The organism is Aeromonas sp. sif2416 (genome assembly GCF_019218665.1).
Classification (GTDB): domain Bacteria; phylum Pseudomonadota; class Gammaproteobacteria; order Enterobacterales; family Aeromonadaceae; genus Aeromonas; species Aeromonas encheleia.
In genome coordinates, this window is record NZ_JAHUXC010000011.1 from 40,877 (window position 1) to 62,241 (window position 21,365).

Annotated in this window: 17 protein-coding genes; 14 read left to right on the plus strand and 3 right to left on the minus strand. The window is 62.4% G+C overall.

The window, feature by feature from the left end:
* The first annotated feature begins 20 nt into the window (after positions 1-20).
* The 12 genes from fdhF to KW821_RS17345 all read left to right on the plus strand — a co-directional run bounded on the left by fdhF (position 21) and on the right by KW821_RS17345 (position 14,062).
* Complete coding sequence (fdhF, locus tag KW821_RS17290; RefSeq protein ID WP_218292316.1) at positions 21-2,165, plus strand: formate dehydrogenase subunit alpha; 2,145 nt, start codon at positions 21-23, stop codon at positions 2,163-2,165.
* 82 nt (positions 2,166-2,247) lie between these two features.
* A complete protein-coding gene (locus tag KW821_RS17295) occupies positions 2,248-2,646 on the plus strand; it encodes a hypothetical protein (RefSeq protein WP_218292317.1) in 399 nt (132 codons plus the stop codon).
* A 338-nt stretch (positions 2,647-2,984) separates the two neighbouring features.
* The gene (locus tag KW821_RS17300; protein ID WP_218292318.1) at positions 2,985-5,096 is read left to right on the plus strand and encodes a sigma 54-interacting transcriptional regulator; all 2,112 of its coding nucleotides are present in this window, start codon (positions 2,985-2,987) and stop codon (positions 5,094-5,096) included.
* A gap of 12 nt (positions 5,097-5,108) precedes the next feature.
* A complete protein-coding gene (gene fdhD, locus KW821_RS17305) occupies positions 5,109-5,930 on the plus strand; it encodes a formate dehydrogenase accessory sulfurtransferase FdhD (RefSeq protein ID WP_218292319.1) in 822 nt (273 codons plus the stop codon).
* A 173-nt stretch (positions 5,931-6,103) separates the two neighbouring features.
* The gene (gene recR, locus KW821_RS17310; RefSeq protein ID WP_218292320.1) at positions 6,104-6,706 is read left to right on the plus strand and encodes a recombination mediator RecR; all 603 of its coding nucleotides are present in this window, start codon (positions 6,104-6,106) and stop codon (positions 6,704-6,706) included.
* A gap of 146 nt (positions 6,707-6,852) precedes the next feature.
* The gene (gene htpG / locus KW821_RS17315; protein ID WP_218292321.1) at positions 6,853-8,766 is read left to right on the plus strand and encodes a molecular chaperone HtpG; all 1,914 of its coding nucleotides are present in this window, start codon (positions 6,853-6,855) and stop codon (positions 8,764-8,766) included.
* A 257-nt stretch (positions 8,767-9,023) separates the two neighbouring features.
* Positions 9,024-9,668: an adenylate kinase gene (adk, locus tag KW821_RS17320; RefSeq protein ID WP_042653535.1), complete on the plus strand. Its 645-nt coding sequence runs from the start codon at positions 9,024-9,026 to the stop codon at positions 9,666-9,668.
* 105 nt (positions 9,669-9,773) lie between these two features.
* Positions 9,774-10,748: a ferrochelatase gene (hemH, locus tag KW821_RS17325; protein WP_218292322.1), complete on the plus strand. Its 975-nt coding sequence runs from the start codon at positions 9,774-9,776 to the stop codon at positions 10,746-10,748.
* A 103-nt stretch (positions 10,749-10,851) separates the two neighbouring features.
* Positions 10,852-11,244: an MAPEG family protein gene (locus KW821_RS17330; protein WP_033130257.1), complete on the plus strand. Its 393-nt coding sequence runs from the start codon at positions 10,852-10,854 to the stop codon at positions 11,242-11,244.
* Between the two features lie 186 nt (positions 11,245-11,430).
* Positions 11,431-12,735 (plus strand): inosine/guanosine kinase, encoded by a 1,305-nt coding sequence (locus KW821_RS17335; RefSeq protein ID WP_042653537.1) that lies wholly within the window; start codon positions 11,431-11,433, stop codon positions 12,733-12,735.
* A 292-nt stretch (positions 12,736-13,027) separates the two neighbouring features.
* A complete protein-coding gene (locus tag KW821_RS17340) occupies positions 13,028-13,390 on the plus strand; it encodes a DUF2750 domain-containing protein (RefSeq protein WP_042653538.1) in 363 nt (120 codons plus the stop codon).
* A gap of 177 nt (positions 13,391-13,567) precedes the next feature.
* Complete coding sequence (locus KW821_RS17345) at positions 13,568-14,062, plus strand: hypothetical protein (RefSeq protein ID WP_042653539.1); 495 nt, start codon at positions 13,568-13,570, stop codon at positions 14,060-14,062.
* Here the strand turns inward: KW821_RS17345 and KW821_RS17350 are convergent.
* Positions 14,025-15,662: an EAL domain-containing protein gene (locus KW821_RS17350; protein WP_218292323.1), complete on the minus strand. Its 1,638-nt coding sequence runs from the start codon at positions 15,660-15,662 to the stop codon at positions 14,025-14,027. The two genes, KW821_RS17345 and KW821_RS17350, sit on opposite strands and share 38 nt — an antisense overlap.
* A gap of 187 nt (positions 15,663-15,849) precedes the next feature.
* On the opposite strand from KW821_RS17350, the gene glgC reads away from it, so the two are divergent.
* The gene (glgC, locus tag KW821_RS17355; protein ID WP_218292324.1) at positions 15,850-17,124 is read left to right on the plus strand and encodes a glucose-1-phosphate adenylyltransferase; all 1,275 of its coding nucleotides are present in this window, start codon (positions 15,850-15,852) and stop codon (positions 17,122-17,124) included.
* A 63-nt stretch (positions 17,125-17,187) separates the two neighbouring features.
* On the opposite strand, the gene KW821_RS17360 is transcribed toward glgC, so the two are convergent.
* Both KW821_RS17360 and KW821_RS17365 read right to left on the minus strand, forming a co-directional pair.
* The gene (locus tag KW821_RS17360; RefSeq protein ID WP_218292325.1) at positions 17,188-19,185 is read right to left on the minus strand and encodes a hypothetical protein; all 1,998 of its coding nucleotides are present in this window, start codon (positions 19,183-19,185) and stop codon (positions 17,188-17,190) included.
* Between the two features lie 133 nt (positions 19,186-19,318).
* Positions 19,319-19,870 (minus strand): lipoprotein, encoded by a 552-nt coding sequence (locus KW821_RS17365; RefSeq protein ID WP_042653543.1) that lies wholly within the window; start codon positions 19,868-19,870, stop codon positions 19,319-19,321.
* 337 nt (positions 19,871-20,207) lie between these two features.
* On the opposite strand from KW821_RS17365, the gene KW821_RS17370 reads away from it, so the two are divergent.
* Positions 20,208-21,356 (plus strand): isochorismate synthase MenF, encoded by a 1,149-nt coding sequence (locus tag KW821_RS17370; RefSeq protein WP_256353554.1) that lies wholly within the window; start codon positions 20,208-20,210, stop codon positions 21,354-21,356.
* The last annotated feature ends 9 nt before the right edge of the window (positions 21,357-21,365 follow it).

Genomic DNA, 21,365 nt, shown 5'->3' on the forward strand with positions numbered 1-21,365 from the left:
AACAAACAAGAGTGCGACTCATGAAAAAAGTCATTACCGTCTGCCCCTATTGCGGCACCGGTTGCAAGATCAACCTGCTGGTTGAAAACGACAAGGTGGTGGGGGCCGAAGGCGCCAACGGCCGGACCAACGAGGGGCAACTCTGCCTCAAGGGTTACTACGGTTGGGATTTCCTCAACGATACCAACCTGCTGACCCCCCGTCTCAAGAACCCGATGATCCGCCGCGAGCGCGGTGGCAAGCTCGAAGCCGTCTCCTGGGATGAGGCCATCGGCTTTGCCAGCAGCCGCCTCTCCGCCATCAAGGCGAAGTACGGTGCCGACGCCATCATGACCACAGGCTCCGCCCGCGGTCCCGGCAACGAAGCCAACTATGTGATGCAAAAATTTGCCCGCGCCGTGATTGGGACGAACAACGTCGATCACTGCGCGAGGGTGTGACACGCACCCTCAGTCTCCGGTCTGGAGACAACTGTAGGTAACGGCGCCATGAGCAACGCCATTCCCGAAATTCAAGAGACCAAGTGCCTGCTGGTGTTTGGTTACAATGCTGCTGACTCCCATCCCATAGTGGCGCGCCACATCCTCAAGGCGAAAGCCAAGGGTGCCAAGGTGATCGTCTGTGATCCGCGCATGGTGGAAACCGCCCGTATCGCCGATCAGTGGCTGCCGCTGAAAAACGGCTCCAATATGGCGCTGGTCAATGCCTTCGCCAACGTGCTGATCGCCGAGGGGCTCTACGACAAGGCGTTCGTCGCCAACTACACCGAAGGTTTCGATACCTTCAAGGCCACCGTGGCCAAGTACACCCCGGAATACGTGGAGGAGATCACCGGCCTCAAGGCGGCGGATATCCGCGCGGCCATTCGCACCTATGCCGAGTCACCCGCCTCCATGATCCTGTGGGGCATGGGCGTGACCCAGTACGGTCAGGCGGTGGACGTGGTGAAAGGCTTGGCGGGGCTGGCCCTGCTGACCGGCAACTTCGGTCGTCGCGGTACCGGCTGCGGCCCGGTGCGTGGTCAGAACAACGTGCAGGGCACCTGCGACATGGGGATGCTGCCGCACCAGTTCCCGGGCTATCAGTCCGTGGCCGATCCTGCCATCAGCGCCAAGTTTGCCAAGGCGTGGGGCGTGGAATCGCTATCCCAGAAACCGGGTTATCGCTTGACCGAGCTCAGCCACAAGGTGGAGGAGGGCAAGTGCAAGGCCTTCTACATCTTCGGCGAAGATCCGGCCCAGACTGAAGCCGACTTGGCCCAGTTCAGGCGCACCCTGGGCGGCATGGAGCTGGTGATAGTGCAGGACATCTTCATGACCCAGACCGCCGAGATGGCCGACGTCATCCTGCCCGCCACCAGTTGGGGCGAGCACGAGGGGGTCTACAGCTCGGCGGATCGCGGCTTCCAGCGCTTCTACAAGGCGGTCACCCCCCCCGACAACGTGAAGCCGGACTGGGCGATCTTCTCGCTGATGGCCAGCGCCATGGGTTATCCCATGGAGTATCGCGACACCCAGCAGATCTGGGACGAGATGCGCGCGCTCTGCCCGCTCTATACCGGGGTCAGCTACGACAAGATGGCGGATCTCAAGAGTGTGCAGTGGCCCTGTCCGACCGAGGATCACCCGGGCACCAGCACCCTGTTCGAGGGCAATGTGTTCACCACCCCGAGTGGCAAGGGGCAGCTGATCGCCTCCGAGTGGCGGCCGCCGCTGGAGCAGCCCTGTGCGGATTACCCGCTGGTGCTCTCCACGGTGCGGGAGGTGGGTCACTACTCCTGCCGCTCCATGACCGGCAACTGCTCGGCGCTGCAGACCCTGGCCGATGAGCCTGGCTATGTGCAGATCCACCCGAGCGATGCACAGAAGCTCGGGGTGAAGGATCAGGCGCTGGTCTGGATCTCGTCCCGGCGCGGCAAGGTGATCACCAGGGCGAACTACAACGACAGGGTCAACGCCGGTGTGGTCTACATGACCTACCAGTGGTGGATCGGGGCCTGCAACGAGCTCACCATAGAGCACGTGGACCCGGTCTCCTACACCCCAGAGTACAAGTACTGCGCGGTGAAAATTGAGCGTATTGAGAATCAGCCTGAGGCGGAGAATTATGTCCAGACTGAATACAGTGCACTCAAGGCGAAATTGCGCAGCGCCGCCAAAGGCTAATCAGCGTTAAATAAAGTGGATCCAGGCTCTGTTCACAGGGCCCGGATCCCCTCATCCTTTTTTCAGCGGGCAGGTGTCCATCATGAAAAATGAATTAAATGTCTCGTTCGGGATCTTTTACGTTTCCGCCTATTTATTGGTGATGTTATTGGGGGTCGGCTGCTATCTGTGGTACGACGAATTGATATTCTTGCTGGGCTTTGGATTCTTCGGCTGTTTCATCGCCGCGCGGATCGCCATGGGGGCCGTGCTGGCGTCGCTGAGCGTGCAGGTGGCCTGGCTCATCGCCTTCCTCTCCACCACCCTGATCAACAGCCTGCTGATGGGCCTGGTTGCGCTGGTTATCTACCTGAGTCATCAGGCGGTATCTGAAGAAATATCCGATAATATCAGTGGGTTGTTGGTCGCCTTCCAACTGCTGTCGGCCGGCTTCATCTTCGGCGGCCTCAAGCTCCACAACTACCAGCTGAGCTCCTCTTGAGGGCGACGACGGCAGGAGTTGGGAACGGGAATCATCCGGCCAGGGCCGGCCGCTTACCACATTCATGATGGCGATATATTGATGATTGCCAATAAATAGCTGTGACGGCTGATGAATATTGCCCAGGGCCGCTTGGTTGTAATGACGGCGGGGCTACTTTATTATGCGAACACCAGCGCGATGCTATTTCTAGATATGTTAGTTTTTATAATTAAGCGTTAATTTTTTAAAAATTAATTATAACATCTGACGGAGTTGGCTGACTTATTGTTTACCGTCGTCGCTGACCGCAATTTGCCTGCAACTTGTTGCTTATACAGATGTAATGCGAGGCCAGAATGCTGAATGTGAGTGCCATTCCGTTGACCGACATCTCACCCATCTGGGATGACGGTTTTCTCTCTCTCTCCAAGAACCTGCTCTCCGCCGTCACCCTGGATGATTTCATCAAGAAGCTGAACCGGATCGATGCCTGCTTCGGCGGCGTGACCCGGGTCAACCTGATCCTCAACCTGGGCACCGGGGAGGAGGCGGTCTGCTACTTCATGGGGGGGCAGGGGCCACAGCACTTGATCTGCCACAAGGCCGATCTGCATTTCTCCAAGGAGCAGGCCATCATACTGCCGGCGGCCCGCTTCATGAATCGCTGCGCCAAGCTCGCCAGCACCCCTGTCTACGACGGCTTGCAATCCTACTGCCAGTTGCCCATCACCACGGCCCGCAGCCACCTGGGCGGCATCGAGTTCATCAGCACCGAGGCGAACGCCTTCCCGATGGAAACCCTGGCCAAGCTGACCCAGCTCGCGGCCATCGTCGCCATCGCGCTGGAGAACGTGCTGGACAAGGAGCGCACCCTGGAGCAGGCCAACTCCCTGCGCCTCGAGCGCGACAGTTGCAAGATCCTGGTGGACGTCACCAATGCGGTGATCAAGCTGGTGCGCATCGCCGAGCTGCCGAAGAGCCTGTTCACCATACTGCAGCACCACTTCTCCATCAGCAGCCTCTGCCTCGCGGAGTACAACGCCACCTCCGACAGCTTCAAGAGCTATCTGGTCAATCAGCAGGCCTGCGATGCGCCCGGCATCATCAACCACTCCTGCTTCGAGAAGAACTGCCTGCAGGGGGCCCTCGGCCACAGCGAGCCCTTCTTCATCTACCGGGAGCAGGGCCACGGCTGCAACGCGAGCTGCCGCTTCACCTCCCAGATCCTGCCGGCCGATGCGGACAGCTCCTGCATACTGCCGCTGCGTTATCGCGGCAACCTGCTGGGGGTGCTGATCCTCTCCCATCCCCAGGCGGACTTCTTCGCCGACATCGACATCTCCCTGCTGGAGCAGGTGGCGGCGCGCACGGCGATTGCCATGAACAACGTGCAGGCGCAGCAGGAGATCTCCAACACCAACGGCGCTAAGGAGAAGACCATCAGGGTCGCCGAGCTGCCGTCCAGCGCCGACTTTGCCAACATCATCTACCGGAGCGCCGCCATGGAGGCGGTGCTGGAGAAGGTGAGGCTGGTGGCCCAGAGCGACTGCTCGGTGCTGATCCTGGGGGAGACAGGCACCGGCAAGGAGCTGATCGCCCAGGCCATTCACGCCCTGAGTACCCGCCGCGAGCAGGAGATGGTGAAGGTGAACTGCGCCGCCATCCCCACCGGCCTCATCGAGAGCGACCTGTTCGGCCACGAGAAGGGGGCCTTCACCGGCGCCCTGACCCAGCGCATCGGCCGCTTCGAGCGGGCCCACAAGGGCACCCTCTTCCTCGACGAGGTGGGGGACATGCCGCTCGACTTGCAACCCAAGCTGCTGCGGGTGCTGCAGGAGCACGAGCTGGAGCGGGTCGGCAACAGCAACCCCATCGCCATCGATGTGCGGCTGGTGGCGGCCACCAACTGCGACCTGCTCTCCATGGTCAAGAACAAGCGCTTTCGCAGCGATCTCTACTACCGGCTCAACGTCTTCCCCATCGAGCTGCCGCCCCTGCGCGAGCGGCGCGAGGACATACCGCTCTTGGTCAACTTCTTCATCAAGAAGATCGCCAGGCGGATGCGGCGCAACATCACCTCGATCCCGGCCGATGCCATGAAGATGCTGGTCTCCTTGCCCTGGTACGGCAACATCCGCGAGCTGGAAAACATCATAGAGCGGGCCGTGGTGATGACCCGCGGCCATGTGCTCAACCTCTCCCCCGACGAGCTGATGCCGCTCAAGGGCTACCACAAGATTGAGACCCTGGTCTATGACGAGCTGGCGCCGACCCTGTTCCGGGAGAGCCAGGGCCAGTCTGACGAGGGGGATGAGCGCCAGCGCATCATCGACACCCTGCGCGAGTGCAACGGCATCGTCGCCGGGGAGCGGGGCGCCGCCCAGCGGCTCGGCATGAAGCGCACCACCCTGCTGTCGAAGATGAAGCGGCTCGGTATCTCGGCGAAAGCCCCCCAGATCCTCGACTAAGGGGCACCCTAGATGTTGTCAGATACCGAAACCCCGCTGCACGAGCTGTGCGCGCGGCGCGAGGTGGTTCACTATCAGCGGCGTGGCGTCACCACGGACAGCGCCATGCTGCTGCCCTGCGAAACCCCGGTGGCGCTGGTCTACAACGGCATCGCCCACACCGTGATGATGTGCAGTCCCACCGAGCTGGAGGATTTCGCCATCGGCTTCTCGCTGTCCGAGGGGATCATCGACAGCCTGCAGGACATCCACGACATCGAGCAGGTCGCCAGCTGTCAGGGCATCGAGGTGCATGTCACCCTGGCCAATCGCTGCGTCCATCGCCTCAAGGAGAAGCGCCGCACCCTGACCGGTCGCACCGGCTGCGGCATCTGCGGCAGCGAGAGCCTGGATCAGGTGGTGCGCACCCTGCCGCGACTGCCCGACAGTCAGCGCCTCGAGGTGACCCTGATCGACAAGGTGCTGGAGACCCTGCGCCCCCTGCAACTGCTGGGGCAGAGCACCGGTGCCACCCATGCCGCCGTGCACCTGGATGCGGCGGGCAACATCCTGGCCATTCGCGAGGACGTGGGCCGCCACATCGCGCTCGACAAGCTGGTGGGCCATCTGTGCCGCAGCGGTCGGCGCGATGGCGCCATCCTGGTGACCAGCCGCGCCAGCTTCGAGATGGTGCAGAAATGCGCCAGCGCCGGCATCGAGATCCTGCTCGCCATCTCGGCGGCCACCGAGCTCGCGGTGGAGCGGGCGGAGCAGACCGGCCTCACCCTGGTGGGCTTCTGTCGCCCCGGCCGGGCCGAGATCTACAGCGGTCGCCAGCGCATCAGCCTGGACTAAGCCGCACAAACAGCTCCCCCGTTTCGTCGGCCCCGTCTCGTCAGGTGATTGGCGCTCGGGGCCGGCTCGGGTATAGTCCTGCGCCAACAAGATAGGTTCGGATGGCCGAGCCTGTGCCCGCCCGCCAGCGGTCACGGCCTCTGCCCATTCGACGCGGCTTCAAAGGATATCCCATGAAATTCAGTCCCCTGCTCGATGAGATGATGAAGGCGCTGCAGGTGCTGCCGGGCGTCGGCCCCAAGTCGGCCCAGCGCATGGCGTTCACCCTGCTCGAGCGCGAGCGCAGCGGCGGCCTGCGCCTGGCCCAGCTGCTCAATCGGGCGCTGACCGAGATAGGTCACTGCAGCCATTGCCGCACCTTCACCGAGAACGATCGCTGCGAGATCTGCGCCAATCCCAAGCGCGAGGAGAGCGGCCTGCTGTGCGTGGTGGAGAGCCCGGCGGACGTGGCCGCCATCGAACACACCGGCCAGTTCTCCGGCCGCTACTTCGTGCTGATGGGGCACCTGTCACCGCTCGATGGCATAGGACCGGAGGAGCTGGGGCTCGAGATCCTGGAGCGCCGTCTGAAGGATGAGTCCATCAGCGAGCTGATCCTGGCCACCAACCCCACCATCGAAGGGGACGCCACCGCCTGGTACATCGCCGACATGGCCCGCGCCGCCGGCGTCGAGGTGAGCCGCATCGCCCACGGCGTGCCGGTGGGGGGCGAGCTGGAGCTGGTGGATGGCACCACCCTGTCCCACTCCCTGATGGGACGGCAGCGGCTGAAATAACCGGTCTGGGAGCCGGCCAAAAAACCGGCAGCCGAGGTCGTGATGAGGGGCGAGTGAGCAAGATTGCACACTCGCCCCTTGATATTTGGTGGGCCAGCCCCATCTAGGTTAGGAATCTGTTCAACCGACGTTTTGAGGATTGGTCGATGACCCAAAGTGTTCACGCCGAAACCCACGGCTTTCAAACCGAAGTCAAACAACTGCTGAGCCTGATGGCTCACAGCCTCTACTCCAACAAAGAAGTATTCCTGCGCGAGCTGATTTCCAACGCCTCAGATGCGGCGGACAAGCTGCGCTTCAAGGCGCTTTCCGATGCCTCTTTGTTCGAAAACGACGGCCAGCTGCGCGTGCGCCTGGTGGTGGACAAAGAGAACAAGACCCTGACCATCTCGGATAACGGCATCGGCATGACCCGGGATCAGGTGATCGAGCACCTTGGCACCATCGCCAAGTCCGGCACCGCCGACTTCTTCAAGCACCTGTCCGGCGATCAGGGCAAGGACTCCCAGCTGATCGGTCAGTTCGGGGTCGGCTTCTACTCCGCCTTCATCGTCGCCGACAAGGTGACCGTGATCTCCCGCGCCGCCGGCACCGAGCCGAGCCAGGGCGTGCAGTGGGAATCGGAAGGGGAAGGCTCTTTCACCGTGGCCGATGTGACCAAAGAAGGCCGTGGTACTGACGTCATCCTGCACCTGCGTGCCGAGGAAGAAGAGTTCCTGGACGACTGGCGCCTGCGCGCCGTGGTCGCCAAGTATTCCGACCACATCAGCGTGCCGGTGGAGATGTACAAGGAGGGCACCCCGGATCGGGAAGAAGACGGTGAAACCATCGTCGGCACCCCGGGCGAGTGGGAGCAGGTCAACCGCGCCACCGCACTCTGGACCCGCAATCCGAAGGACATCAAGGATGAGGAGTACCAGGAGTTCTACAAGCACGTCGCCCACGATTTCGAGGATCCGCTGCTGTGGGGTCACAACCGGGTGGAAGGGGCGCAGGAGTACACCAGCCTGCTCTACGTGCCGGCCCGCGCACCGTTCGATCTCTACAACCGCGAGCAGAAGCACGGCCTGAAGCTCTACGTGCAACGCGTCTTTATCATGGATGACGCCGAGCAGTTTATGCCGACCTACCTGCGCTTCGTCAAAGGGGTGCTGGATTCCAACGATCTGCCGCTCAACGTCAGCCGCGAGATCCTGCAGGACAACAAGGTCACCGCCTCCCTGCGCAAGGCTTGCTCCAAGCGCGTCCTGACCATGCTCAACAAGCTGGCCAAGGATGACGGCGAGAAGTACGCCAAGTTCTGGAGCGAGTTCGGCAACGTGCTCAAAGAGGGCCCGGCCGAGGATTACGCGAACCGCGAGGAGATCGCCAAGCTGCTGCGCTTCGCCAGCACCGCCGGCGAGGGCGAAGCCCAGACCGTCTCCCTTGAGGATTACGTTGGCCGCATGAAGGAAGGCCAGCAGAAGATTTACTACATCACCGCCGACAGCTTCGCCGCGGCCAAGAACAGCCCGCACCTCGAGATCTTCCGCAAGAAGGGCGTCGAAGTGCTGCTGATGTGGGAGCGGGTGGACGAGTGGCTGATGAGCCACCTCACCGAGTTCGACGGCAAGCAGCTGGTCTCAGTCACCCGTGGCGAGCTGGACCTGGGCGAGCTGGAGGACGAAGCATCCAAGCAGGCGCAGGAGGAGGCCGAGAAGGCCAACGCCGGTCTGGTTGAGCGGGTCAAGAGCAGCCTCGGCGAGGCGGTGAAAGAGGTGCGTGTCACCCACCGTCTGACCGACTCACCCTCTTGCATCGTCACCGACGACCACGGCATGAGCACCCAGATGATCAAGCTGATGCGCGCCGCCGGCCAGCCGGTACCGGAGCAGAAGTACATCCTGGAGCTCAACCCGGACCATGCGCTGGTGAAGAAGCTCGACACCATCACCGACGACAATCTGTTCGGTGAGTGGGTCAGCCTGCTGCACGAGCAGGCCCAGCTGGCGGAGCAGGGCGGTCTCAATGACCCGGCCAGCTTCGTGTCTCGAGTCAACCGTCTGCTACTCCAGGCGTGATGGCGCAGGCCCACTGTGATGCAGTGGGCCTTTTTATTGGGCGCTCGCTGCCGATGGGGCGAGCGCCTCGTCAGTTGATGGATTGCTGCATTTTCAATCACTTTTTGTGTACGGGCCCTGCGCCTTAAGTCGCATCGCCAGCGCGTACACATGGTGATAATGTGGGCACTCACACGGGGCAAGCTTGTTAAAACGGGCGAAACCGTGTAGTTTTTTGCCTTCTCAAGAATTGAATAACCAATCAATTAGGAGCGTGTATGCGCATTGTTCTGTTGGGAGCACCGGGTGCCGGTAAAGGTACCCAGGCTCAGTTCATCATGGAAAAACACGGTATTCCGCAGATCTCCACCGGCGACATGCTGCGTGCGGCGATCAAGGCGGGCACCGAGCTGGGCCTCAAGGCCAAGGCCGTGATGGACGCAGGTCAGCTCGTCTCCGACGACATCATCATCGGCCTGGTCAAAGAGCGTATCGCCCAACCGGATTGCGCCAACGGCTTCTTGCTGGACGGCTTCCCCCGCACCATTCCCCAGGCGCAAGCCATGAAGGAAGCCGGTGTAGTGGTGGACTTCGTACTGGAATTCGCGGTGCCGGACGAAGAGATCGTCAAGCGCATGAGCGGTCGCCGTGTTCACTCCGGCTCCGGTCGTACCTACCACCTGGTGTTCAACCCGCCGAAAGTGGAAGGCAAGGATGACGTGACCGGCGAGGATCTGGTGATCCGTGCCGACGACGAAGAGACCACGGTGCGCAAGCGCCTGGATGTCTACCACCAGCAGACTGCGCCGCTGATCGGTTTCTACGGCAAGGAAGCGGAAGCGGGCAACACCCGTTACGTCAAGATCGACGGCACTCAGCCGGTGGACGTCGTCAGCCAGCAGCTGGCGGCCATCCTGGGCTAAGTCTGCCCATTGTCGGTTGACAAGACAGCCTGAAGAAAGGGTCCATCCAGGGCCCTTTATTGCATTAAAACAAGAACGACAAAAATAGAACGACAGGAAGCTAACGTGACCACGAAAACCGGGATCTTGCTAGTCAATCTGGGGACGCCAGCCGCACCGACCACGGCGGCCGTCAAGGCCTTCCTCAGCCAGTTCCTCCAGGACCCGCGGGTGGTCGAGATACCCCGCCTGCTGTGGTCGCCGCTGCTCACCTTCGCCATTCTGCCGTTCCGTGCCCCCAGGGTTGCCAAGCTCTACCAGCAGGTCTGGACCGAGCAAGGCTCACCGCTGATGGCCATCAGCCAGCGTCAGCGCGATGCCCTGGAGCAGGAGCTCAAGCGCGAAGGGGTGGATGTGCCCGTGGTGCTCGCCATGACCTATGGCAGCCCCTCGCTCAGCGATGGTTGGCAGGCGCTCAAGGCACAGGGCGTCAACCGGGTGATACTGCTGCCGCTCTATCCCCAATATGCCGCCAGCACCACGGCCGCGGTGTTCGACGGCTGGGCCAGGGTGATGCAGGGCGAGCGCCACCTGCCGGTGATGCGCCTCATCCGTGATTACCATAATCACCCCGAATACATTCAGGCGCTCGCCATGAGCGTGCGCCGCCAGTGGGAGCAGCAGGGCCAGGGTGAGCACCTGCTGATGTCGTTCCACGGCATCCCCCAGCGCTGCGAGGACGAGGGGGATCCCTATGGTCACCAGTGCCGCCGCACCGCGACCCTGCTGGCCGAGGCACTCAACCTGGCCCCCGAGCAGTGGAGCGCCAGCTTCCAGTCCCGCTTCGGCAAGCAGGAGTGGCTCAAGCCTTATACCGATGCCACCATCACGGCGCTGGCGGGGCAGGGGATCAAGCGGCTCGATGTGATCTGCCCGGCGTTCTCGGCCGATTGCCTCGAGACCCTGGAGGAGATCCAGGTCGAGAACCGCGCCCTCTTCATCGATGGGGGGGGAGAGCAGTTCCACTACATTCCCGCGCTCAACAGCGATCAGGCCCATATCCGCATGATGGTGTCACTCATCTGCCGCGAGCTGGCATGATGATGCGCTCCATGTCGCGCACGGCTGATGGTGTCGCCCATTATTTGCCGCGAGCCGGCATGAGCCACATTGCTTTCAGGATCCAACGATAAGGAGTGTCATGATGATGCATATCACGCTGATCTACGCCGGCCTCTTGGGGCTCTTGTTCCTGCTGCTCTCCTGCTGGGTGGTCAAGCGTCGGCGCCAGTTCAGGGTCAAGATAGGGGCAGGGGACGCACCCGAGATGCTGGCGGCGATCCGGGCCCACGGCAACTTCGCCGAATACGTGCCGCTCACCCTGCTGCTGATGGCCCTGTGCGAGCTGGCCGGGGTCGGTGCCTTCTGGCTGCACCTCGGCGGCTCGCTGCTGCTGGTGGGGCGGATACTGCACGCCATCGGCATCCAGCTGCCCGAGGCACCGAACAAGCCCCGGCTGTTCGGCACCCTGTGCTTCTGGTTGTCGCTTGGGATCTTCTCGGTGCTGGCCCTGGTGCAGGGGTTGTCATTCGGTTGAGGCCTGGCCCCGGCAGACAGCGAAACACCACCTCCCCGCGAGGTGGTTTTTTTTGGCTCCAAGATCAAACGTTTGCCTCGCCAGCCCTTGTCTATACTGACCCCATATTTTAATCGGGCGACTTTTCGGCGAGGCGGATTGTGTTAAAATCCCGCCCCTCTTCCCCCCAGAGCACAGAACATTGCCATGAAATTTCCCGGTCAGCGCAAGTCCAAACACTACTTCCCGGTCGACAGGCGTGATCCCCTGATCCCGCAGAATCCCCTGCTCACCGAACTGGGCAAGGCCTATGTAGTGGGCATCGATCAGACCCTGGTGGACATCGAAGCTCATGTGGACGAGGACTTCCTGAACCGTTATGGCCTGAGCAAGGGCCACTCGGTGGTGATCAGCGATGACGTGGCCGAGCGGGTCTACGAAGAGCTCAAGACCAACAACATGGTGGTGAGTGAGTTCGCCGGTGGCACCATTGGCAACACCATGCACAACTATTCTGTGCTGGCCGATTCCCACTCCATCCTGCTCGGGGTGATGAGCCAGGACATCCGTATCGGCAGCTACGCCTACCGCTATCTGTGCAACACCTCCTCCCGCGTCAACCTGGACTACCTGCAACCGGTCGACGGCCCGGTCGGTCGCTGCTTCACCTTCATCACCGAGTGTGGCGAGCGCAGCTTCGGCATCAACGCCGGCAAGATGAACCAGCTGGATGTGCACCATGTGCCGGAAGAGGTGATCAAGGGGGCCTCCGCCCTGGTGATCACCGCCTACCTGGTGCGCGGTGACGATGGCGACCCCATGAAAGAGGCCGCCATGAGCGCGGTGCGCTACGCCCGCGAGGCCGGGGTGCCTGTGGTGCTGACCCTGGGCACCCGCTTCGTCATCGCCGACAATCCCCAGTGGTGGCGCGACTTCATCGCCGAGAACGTGACAGTGCTGGCGATGAACGAGGACGAGGGCGAGGCCCTGACCGGGATCAAGGATCCCCTCGGCGCCGCCGACAAGGCCCTCGACTGGGCCGACATGGTGCTCTGCACCGCCGGCCCCATCGGCCTCTACATGGCGAGCTACACCGAGGAGGACTACAAGCGCGAGACCACACATACCCTGCTGCCCGGAGTCATCCCCGAGTTCAACATGTATGAGTTCAGCCGCCCCATGGCCCGTGCCAAGTGCCGCAAGCCGGCGCGCATCTACTCCCACATATCCCCTTACATGGGCGGGCCTGAGAAGATCAAGAACACCAATGGCGCGGGGGATGGCGCCCTGTCTGCCGTGCTGCACGACATGGTGGCCAACGCCTATCACCGCATGAATGTGCCGAACTCCGCCAAGCACATGTCCGAGTTCCTCACTTACTCCTCCCTGGCCCAGGTGTGCAAGTACGCCAACCGGGTCAGCTACGAGGTGCTGGCCCAGAGCAGCCCGCGCCTCTCCCGCGGTCTGCCCGAGAAGGAAGACAGCCTGGAAGAGGTGTACTGGGAGCGTTGATCGCGGCTTTTGCTGAAGAAGACCAAGGCGCCTGCGGGCGCCTTGGTGCATGTCGGGGCCGGAGCATTTTCTGGCGGCCAATCCCCCGGCCCGGCACCGGCTGATCGGGCAGGCGGTGGACCATCTCGCCCACGCCGGCGACATGTTGAGGGCCCGGATCGCCCAATATCGTACCCTATGGGCCTGATCCCCTCCTTTTTGGGGATAAGGCTTGAGTCTGCGGGGCTTTTGGGACACCATCAGCCCCATTATTGGCCAGCATTGGCCGACCGCCTGCAGGAGAGAGACCCCCATGAGCAAACTAACTGACAATCTTGACGCCAATTTCCAGCTGTTTATCGAAGAAGTCCGCGAGTCGGGTCAGGTGTGGGGTCTGCGCTACGGTGAGGACTGGGTGGTCTGCCGCTCTGCCGAGTTCGAAGACGCCGACGTGATGCCGCTCTGGTCCGCCGAGGCCGATGCCCGTCGCCACTGCGTGGACGAGTGGGCTGACTACGAGCCTGAGGTGATCGAGCTGGAAGAGTTCCTCGACATCTGGATCAACGATCTGGACGAGGACGACGTGCTGGTCGGCCCGAACTGGAACGCCGATCTGGAAGGCCAGGAGCTCGAACCCATCGAGCTGGCCAAGGCCCTGATCGAACTGGATGCCTGAACAGTTCTGCATTGATGGCCCGCATTTGGGACCATGGAATGCCACCAGAACCGATAGCCGCGAGGCTGTCGGTTTTTTTTATGGCCCGCATTGCAGAATATTGAATGAAAAGGCGATTTGGCTTGGCGCTGACGGCGCTATGAGCCATCATCAATCCTTTGCCAGAAGGGAGGTGCCATGTTTGTATTCGACGTGAGCGGACGAGCGGGAGCACGGGCCGAGATCCGCGTGCAGGCGCTGGACTGGGGCCAGAGCGGGCCCGTCACCTTCAGCTGCGACAGCGATGAGCTGGCGCTGGTGCTGCTCACCGGCTGCCGCTGTGATGCGGTGGGCTTCTTCAATCTGCTGGCCGGTTGCAAGCCGCTCTATGTCGAGCAGTGGCTCGCCTACCTGCAGGAGACTGGCCACATCGACAAGCAGAGTTGCCAGTTGGAGAGTCCGGCTCAGGAGGATTACCTGACCCGGGCTGGCTTGGCGGACGATGAGCTCAACGCCCTGTTGGGACAGGTGTATCGGGTGGCCGGTTTCAATCGCCTGCAGATCAACCGCTACCTCAAGAATCGCCACAATCCGACCATGTTGGCGACCCGCTACGATCAGAAGGAGCTGGAGCGCTACCGCCAGCTCAACGACATCATTCTGACCTTGCTGAAGTTGAAGCGTCCTCAGTAAACAATCCGAGCTGACCTATGTCCGGCCTCAGCTCCTGGGGCTTGGCGATCAGATAGCCCTGCAGCCCGTCCACATACATGCCTTGCAGCAGCTGCTTCTGAGCGAGCTGCTCCACCCCCTCCGCGATCACCAGACAGCCCATGCGATGGGACACATCGACGATCATCCGCACGAACTGCTGGTTGGTGAGATCCTGCTCCAGCTCGGTGATGAGGGCGGGATCCAGCTTGATGTAATCGGGTTTGAGTTCACGAAACAGGCTGAACGAGCCTATCCCCTTGCCGAAGTTGCAGATGGCGGAGCGGCTGCCGTGCCGCCTGAGCAGCTCGAACAGCCGTCTGGCCCCCGTTAAGTTGCGCTCCAGCTGCTCCTCGTCCAGCTCGAACACCAGGTTGGCGCTGGTGTCGGGATCTTTCTGCAACTGGTGATCGAGCCAGATGAGGAAGCTGCTGTTCTGCAGCAGGTTGCCCGAGAGGCCGATGCCCCAGCGGCCGTTGTGGCTGCCGAAGGCCCGGTACTGGCGCATGATATTCAGGATCACCATCTGCTCAAGCCGCATCACCATGTCCAGGCGCTGGGCCATGGCGAGCAGGGTATCGCTGGGCAGCACAGTGCCATCGACGCTGCTGAAGCGGGCATAGATGTCGTGGTAGGCGAGCATGCCGGGGTGCAGGGGCATGATGGGCTGGCAGGTGAAGCTGACATGCTCCTGCTCCATCAGATCGGTCAGCACCTGGGTCCAGTGGCGCTGGCCCTGCAACTCGACCACGTCGTCATTCTGCTGGATGGCCCAGCCGTTGACCGCCTCCGTCTGGGCGCGCGCCAGCGCCAGATCGGCCCGGGCCAGGATCGCCTCTATCTTCTGCTCGCTGCTCAGCCGGGTCATCCCGGAATAGGCCGCGCTCTCCAGCCCGTGTTGCCGCTGATAGTGATCGAAGGCGAGCTTGAGATCCCGCCCCAGCAGGTGCGGCGGTATGTTGGCGACCGGCGGCACCAGCACGGCGAAGTCGGCCCCCGAGATGCGATAGACCTGATGGCCGGGGAAGCGGCTCACCGTGTGGGTGATGAGGTTGGCGATGTCCTTGATGTAGGCATCGCCGGACTGGAAGCCGCGCTGGGCGTTGAGCTTGCCAAGCTCGGTGGCGCGGATCAATACCAGGATCGCGGTCTGGGTATCCTCCTGTTGCAACAGCTCGGTCAGATCGCGCCGGAACGCGTGGCGATTGCGCAAGCGGGTCATCTCGTCCTGGGTGGCCTGGTTGTGCAGCTCGCTGATCTGGCGGTGGGCATCGAGTTCGGCTTCACTGAAAGAGACCAGCAGCTGGCGCAGTGCCGCTTGTGCCCGCGGACTCTCCAGCAGCTCGGGATCCTGCTGTTGCAGTGCCTGCAGCCAGCGTTGCTCCTGCCTCGTTCGCTCCGCCTTGTGCGCGGCGCGGATGAGCAGGAACAGCAAGGCAAGGGCGATGACAGTGGTGGCCATGACCAGCAGCAGGGTGAGTGGCGGGACCGGGGGGGCGAGCCAGATTCCTTGCAGCAGCAGCAGGGGCATGCAGACCATGGCGCTGACCAGCAGCAGGTTCCCCTCGAACTTATTCAACATCGTGTCATCCTTGATGATGTCTGTGATGGCTAAATTCTAACCAAGCTGGCGGGACAAAGCATGAGTACTCACGCAACTCCTGGAAAAGCGCCGGTGGAAAGCGACTAAATGTGAGTGAAAACACTTTCACAACCCGTAAAAAAGGCGAAGATGGGTTGAAAACAGCTCCAACAAGGCCGAGGTAATTATGTTGCTAGAACCCGAAAATACTGCCAAAGCACGGCAATTGTTGAACCAGAGTATGGCCTTGGTGCTCGCAGGGGGACGCGGCAGCCGCTTGAAGCAGCTGACCGACAACCGCGCCAAGCCGGCGGTTCATTTCGGCGGCAAGTTCCGCATCATCGACTTCGTACTCTCCAACTGCATCAACTCCGGCATCCGCCGGGTCGGTGTGGTGACCCAGTACAAGTCCCACAGCCTGCTGCGTCACCTGCAATCCGGTTGGTCCTTCCTGCGTTACCAGATGAACGAGTTCATCGACCTGCTGCCCGCCCAGCAGCGGGTGGACGAGGTGCACTGGTATCGCGGCACCGCCGACGCCATCTACCAGAACGTCGACATCATCCGCGACTACGGTCCCAAGTACATAGTGGTGCTGGCGGGGGATCACATCTACAAGATGGACTATGCCGCCATGCTGCTCGATCACGTGCGCCTCGGCGCCAAGGTGACGGTGGCCTGCATCGAGGTGCCGCGGGCCGAGGCGTCTGCCTTCGGGGTCATGGACATCGACGAGCAGCGCAAGATCCGCGCCTTCGTGGAGAAGCCGGCTAATCCGCCCGCCATGCCGGGCAACGATCAGGTCTCCCTGGCCTCCATGGGGATCTACATCTTCGAGGCGGAGTACCTGTATCAGCTGCTGGAGGAGGACATCCACAATCAGGAGTCCAAGCACGACTTCGGCATGGACGTGATCCCGCGCATCGTGGGGGAGGGCAAGGCCTTCGCCCACCCCTTCACTATGTCCTGTGTCGGGGCCAAGGAGGGGCAGAAACCCTACTGGCGTGACGTGGGGACCCTGGATTCGTTCTGGGAGGCGAACATGGATCTCGCCTCAGTGGTGCCCGAACTCGACATCTATGACGAGAACTGGCCCATCTGGACCAGCCAGACCATGACCCCGCCCGCCAAGTTCGTGCAGGACAGGAACGGTCAGCACGGCATGACCATCAACTCCATGTTCGCGGGGGGATCCATCGTCAGCGGCTCCTTCGTGCTGAACTCCGTGCTGTTCACTCACGTGCGGGTGCACTCCTTCTGCACCCTGGATCAGGCGATCATCTTCCCCGGGGTCGAGATTGGGGCCGGTTGCCGGCTGCGCCGGGTGGTGGTGGACAAGGGCTGTGTGCTGCCCGACGGGCTGGTGGTGGGGGAGAATGCCGATGAGGATATCCGTCGCTTCTACCGCTCGGAGCAGGGCATAGTGCTGGTGACCAAGGAGATGCTGGCCAAGCTCGACTGATTAGTTCGCAGACAAATAAAAAGGGAGCCTTGAAGGCTCCCTTTTTCATGGGTCAGGGCTGACTCATTCGCTGACGATGGCCTTGCCTGCCATCACCATGGCGGTGCCGTGCTTGCCACCGGCGGCGGTGACCTGAGGCACGCCGTCTTCGTCGGTATCCTTGCCGGCGCCGTCGATGACGTTCTCACCGGAGTCACCGATCCACTCGGCCATCTGCATGCCGCCGTTGACGGTGCCGCTGAACCAGCTCACGTAACGCTGGGTCAGCTGCGCCAGTTCCAGCTCGGGGGTCTTCTCCGCGCCTTCGTTGCGCAGGTTCAGCATGGCGGAGCGCAGGGCACCCGAGATGGCGGCCTGGGTCCAGGGGGTGTAGGTGCCCTGTTTGCCTGCCAGCCAGGTGCCGGCCTTGGCGTTGAAGAACGCCTTGTCGGTCGCTATGAACAGCTCGCGCGCGGCGCTGCGGTACTTGGCATCCGAGGTGGCCAGGAAGGCCGCCGTCAGGCCACGGATGGCGGCAAACTGCGCCTCGATGGATTGACCCGCATCCGGCTGGCCACCCAGGGTCAGACCGTCATGGACCAGACCGTTCTTGCCCTTGAGCTGCGCCAGGATGAAGTCGGCCTGCTTGCGGATGAGCGCGAGCGCCTGCTGACCTTGCGCGGTTTTCAGGTTCAGCTCGCCGTTGTCACCGGCGGCGTAGCCGACCGGCAGGGCATCCTGGGCCCGCTGGAAGATCTGCAGGGCGACCAGGGTGTAAGCGGCGTCGAAGGTGGTGACGTGCTTGCCCTGTTTGCCGTCCTGCCAGCTGTCGACCAGGGTACCGGCCTTAGGCTCGAAATGCAGGGCATTGAGGTTCTTGAAGGTCAGGTTGGAGAGGTTGAGGGCCAGGGAGAAGGCATCCTCGCCCGCGACCTGCTTGGCGGCCTCGTTGCCCTTGTTGGCGGCCGGTGCGGCGGCGAAGGGGGCACCGTCAAACACGGCGTGGAAGGCCGGGTTCTGGTTGGTGTTGGCGCTGCGCTGATCGGTGAAGGCGTAGAACTCGGACAGGGGCCACAGCAGCATCCAGGCATCGCGCAGCTGGGCAGAGCCATCCACGACCTCCAGCTTGCCGATGGCGCCGACCTCATTCTTGCTGGTTTCGGTCACTTTCACCTGATGAGGGAAGTAGACGATGCCCTTGGCGGGGTCATATTGCGGTGTGATCCTGGCACCCAGCTGCTTGCCGTCGAAGCCGAGCTGGCCCTGCAAGATGGCCAGCTTGTCGATGGACTGCTCGGTCAGCATCATGCCGTTGAAGCCGTCGGCGGCGGAGACGCCGAGCTTGTGCTTGCCATCCTGATCCATGGTGGCGGAGGCCGCCTCCACCTCTTCATCGCTCTCGGCCACGTGCATGCCGCCGAGGAAGTCCTGGGACCACATCACTTCCTTGAGCAGGATGCCGCCCACGGCCGCCGGGTTCAGCAGGCTGTCGGAGCCGCTCCAGCGCAGGGTGGCGTAGTCACGGAAGTAGGCGGGCACCTGGGTCTTGACCGCTTTCTCGGTGCCCTTGGCAGTCTTGATGGTGAGCTGATCGCCATTGACCGGAGTGGTGTTCACCCCTTGCGCAAACTCAGGATTGGCGGAGGCGTAGGGCAGGGAGAGGGGATACATGCCTTGCGGCACTTCGTCAGCCGGGAAACCGACCGCCTCGGCCATGGCCAGCACCCGCTTGCCCAGATCGGCCAGGGTGCCGCCGCGGGCCAGGTTCTGCGGCCCGTTCACCAGATGCGGGCCCATGCCGGACTGATAGTTCAGGGCATACATGGCTTCTTCGGAGTATTCATAGGATTCGATGCCGGTGGCGAAGTCGAACGGAGTCGGCTCATCGTCGCGGTTGGCATCCAGCACGTCCAGATCCAGCCCCAGCGCCTCGGCCAGCGGCTCACCGGAGAGCTCGAATTCGGTGTAGGCCAGCATGCTGGCGGCGGTGTTGAATGTCTTGTCTTCTACCTTGACGGCGGCGTGTGCGGCGCCGCTGAGCAGTGCACAGGCGATCGCCTGCACCAGTACGGTTTTTCTCATGTCCTTTTCACCATATGTTTGATTTTATTATGACGCTTCTCAGAATCGAAATGAGAATGGTGTGCATTATGGGGCAAGGCGAGGGGCTTGAGAAGAAAAAAACCGCCCCCGAGGGAGGGGGGCGGCGCTGGCTTTACATCAGTTTGAAGGGGATCACTAATCGGCCGGGTTCTACCTTGAGCGCCTCGACCTTGTCCTTGATCCTGGCCTCGTTCTGGCGGCTGCTGTCGAGCCGATAGATGGGGGTCTGGGAGAGGAACAGGGAGAGCGACTGGTTGAAGGTCGGCAGCAGCGGGGTGAGGGCGGCCCCCACATCGGCCGGCTCGGTCTTGACCGAGATGAGCTCGAGATCGCGCAGGTAGATGGCGCCCTGCTCGGCCACGTAATCGGGGCGGGCGCTGAGGGAGAGGCGAATACGCATCTGCTGGCTACCGAGCGGGCTCGCCACCTGCAGATCGCCGGCGGCATCCAGCTCGACCCTGTCGGCGCGGCTGCGGCCGATGCGGCTCTGCAGATCGTCGAGGCGGATCTTGCTCGACATGATGCCCGGGATCCCTATCTCTTTCTCGAAGGCGACCCTGTCTTTCAGGTATTGGTTGATCTCGCCCTCGCTGACGTTGTACTGGGTGAGCGAGCAGGCCGCCAGCAGCAGGCTGAGGGGGAGCAGAAGCAGGTGCTTTAACATGGATGGTTTCATCTCGACGGGTGACAACAGGACATGGCGCCATCTTAGGGGCAAAGCGGGGCGGCCGCCAGCCTGGCCGACGCCATCCCGTTTCTGTCGCATCCCCCATATGGGCATGGCAATTTGTTTTCATTCGAGTAGCGTCACCAACCCAGGCGCCGGCGGGCCAGCGCTGGCGTCATCGGCCCAATACCCACAGATAAACTCCAGTTTTATCGACAAAAAATCCCATTGACCGGGCGATTTCAAAGCGAGTATTTTACCGCCGCACAAAAGCAAACTGATAATCATTATCATTTTGAATCTTTTTTGAGGGTGTAAAGTGAATACTCTTGTGATGACCAATGCCGCGCCCGTCCAGACGGGATCGCCGCCCGATTTCTTGTTTACCTCGGGTCAGGGCTCCCTTCGCGCCTATGACCTGGGTCAGCCCATCAGCACCCCCGCCTGTGAATGGTCTCTGCTCGAGCGGCAGATAGTCCAGGCCCTGGCAGTCGCAGAGGACGCAGGCCAGGCCAACCCGCTGCTGATCGGCGCCTTCGCCTTCGATCCTGCCGAAGCCTCCTGCCTCTATGTTCCCGGCCGCTATGAGCGAGGGGAGCGCAGCGCGCCCGAGGCGATGCCCGCCATGGCCAACCAGGTGATCTCGGCCAACAGCACGCCGGCCGCCGCCGAGTTCAAGTCCTCGGTCAGCGCCGCGCTGGATGCCTTCGCCCAGGGGACGCTCGCCAAGGTGGTGCTGTCGCGCAAGCTCAAGCTGCAGCTGAGCCAGGCCGCCGATCCCGAGCAGGTGCTGGCGCGCTTGATGACCCAGAACCCCAACGCCTTCCACTTCTCGCTGCCGCTGGGGCAGGGGCGTCGCCTGCTCGGTGCCAGCCCCGAACTGCTGCTGCGGGTCAGCGGGGGCGCCGTCTTCACCCATCCGCTGGCCGGCTCGGCCAAGCGTGGCGGCGAGCCGAAGCAGGATGAGGCGGTGGCGCGCAAGCTGCTGGCGTCCAGCAAGGATCGGCATGAACATCGCCTGGTGATCGACGAGATCCGCCGGGTGTTGGCACCCCATTGCCGCGAGCTGGCCATTCCGGCCGAGCCCTCCCTGATGAGCACGGACACCCTCTGGCATCTGGGCACCCCCATCGCCGGTCAGTTGCATGCGGGGCAGGCCTCGGTGCTCTCCCTGGCCTGCCAGCTGCACCCCACCCCGGCCCTGTGCGGCTATCCCACCGAGCTGGCGCGCCAGTTCATCCGCGAGCAGGAGCCGTTTCAGCGCGCCCTGTTCAGCGGCATCGTCGGCTGGTGTGACAGCCAGGGCAACGGCGAGTGGGCCGTGGTGATCCGCTGCGGCGTGCTCGATGGCCACCATGTGGAGCTGTTCGCCGGCGCCGGTATAGTCGCGGGATCGGATCCTGCCATGGAGTGGGCCGAGACCGGCACCAAGCTGGGCACCATGCTCAAGGCGCTCGGCCTAGGAACTGAGGTGGCGCTATGAAACAGCACT

What these genes read in the sequence shown, in the direction of transcription:
- KW821_RS17295 (WP_218292317.1), top strand. Translation starts at nt 2,248, where the DNA reads ATGAAAAATGAATTAAATGTCTCGTTCGGGATCTTTTACGTTTCCGCC.
- KW821_RS17300 (WP_218292318.1), top strand. Translation starts at nt 2,985, where the DNA reads ATGCTGAATGTGAGTGCCATTCCGTTGACCGACATCTCACCCATCTGG.
- fdhD (WP_218292319.1), top strand. Translation starts at nt 5,109, where the DNA reads ATGTTGTCAGATACCGAAACCCCGCTGCACGAGCTGTGCGCGCGGCGC.
- recR (WP_218292320.1), top strand. Translation starts at nt 6,104, where the DNA reads ATGAAATTCAGTCCCCTGCTCGATGAGATGATGAAGGCGCTGCAGGTG.
- htpG (WP_218292321.1), top strand. Translation starts at nt 6,853, where the DNA reads ATGACCCAAAGTGTTCACGCCGAAACCCACGGCTTTCAAACCGAAGTC.
- adk (WP_042653535.1), top strand. Translation starts at nt 9,024, where the DNA reads ATGCGCATTGTTCTGTTGGGAGCACCGGGTGCCGGTAAAGGTACCCAG.
- KW821_RS17330 (WP_033130257.1), top strand. Translation starts at nt 10,852, where the DNA reads ATGATGCATATCACGCTGATCTACGCCGGCCTCTTGGGGCTCTTGTTC.
- KW821_RS17335 (WP_042653537.1), top strand. Translation starts at nt 11,431, where the DNA reads ATGAAATTTCCCGGTCAGCGCAAGTCCAAACACTACTTCCCGGTCGAC.
- KW821_RS17340 (WP_042653538.1), top strand. Translation starts at nt 13,028, where the DNA reads ATGAGCAAACTAACTGACAATCTTGACGCCAATTTCCAGCTGTTTATC.
- KW821_RS17345 (WP_042653539.1), top strand. Translation starts at nt 13,568, where the DNA reads ATGTTTGTATTCGACGTGAGCGGACGAGCGGGAGCACGGGCCGAGATC.
- KW821_RS17350 (WP_218292323.1), bottom strand. Translation starts at nt 15,662, where the DNA reads ATGTTGAATAAGTTCGAGGGGAACCTGCTGCTGGTCAGCGCCATGGTC.
- glgC (WP_218292324.1), top strand. Translation starts at nt 15,850, where the DNA reads ATGTTGCTAGAACCCGAAAATACTGCCAAAGCACGGCAATTGTTGAAC.
- KW821_RS17360 (WP_218292325.1), bottom strand. Translation starts at nt 19,185, where the DNA reads ATGAGAAAAACCGTACTGGTGCAGGCGATCGCCTGTGCACTGCTCAGC.
- KW821_RS17365 (WP_042653543.1), bottom strand. Translation starts at nt 19,870, where the DNA reads ATGTTAAAGCACCTGCTTCTGCTCCCCCTCAGCCTGCTGCTGGCGGCC.
- KW821_RS17370 (WP_256353554.1), top strand. Translation starts at nt 20,208, where the DNA reads ATGACCAATGCCGCGCCCGTCCAGACGGGATCGCCGCCCGATTTCTTG.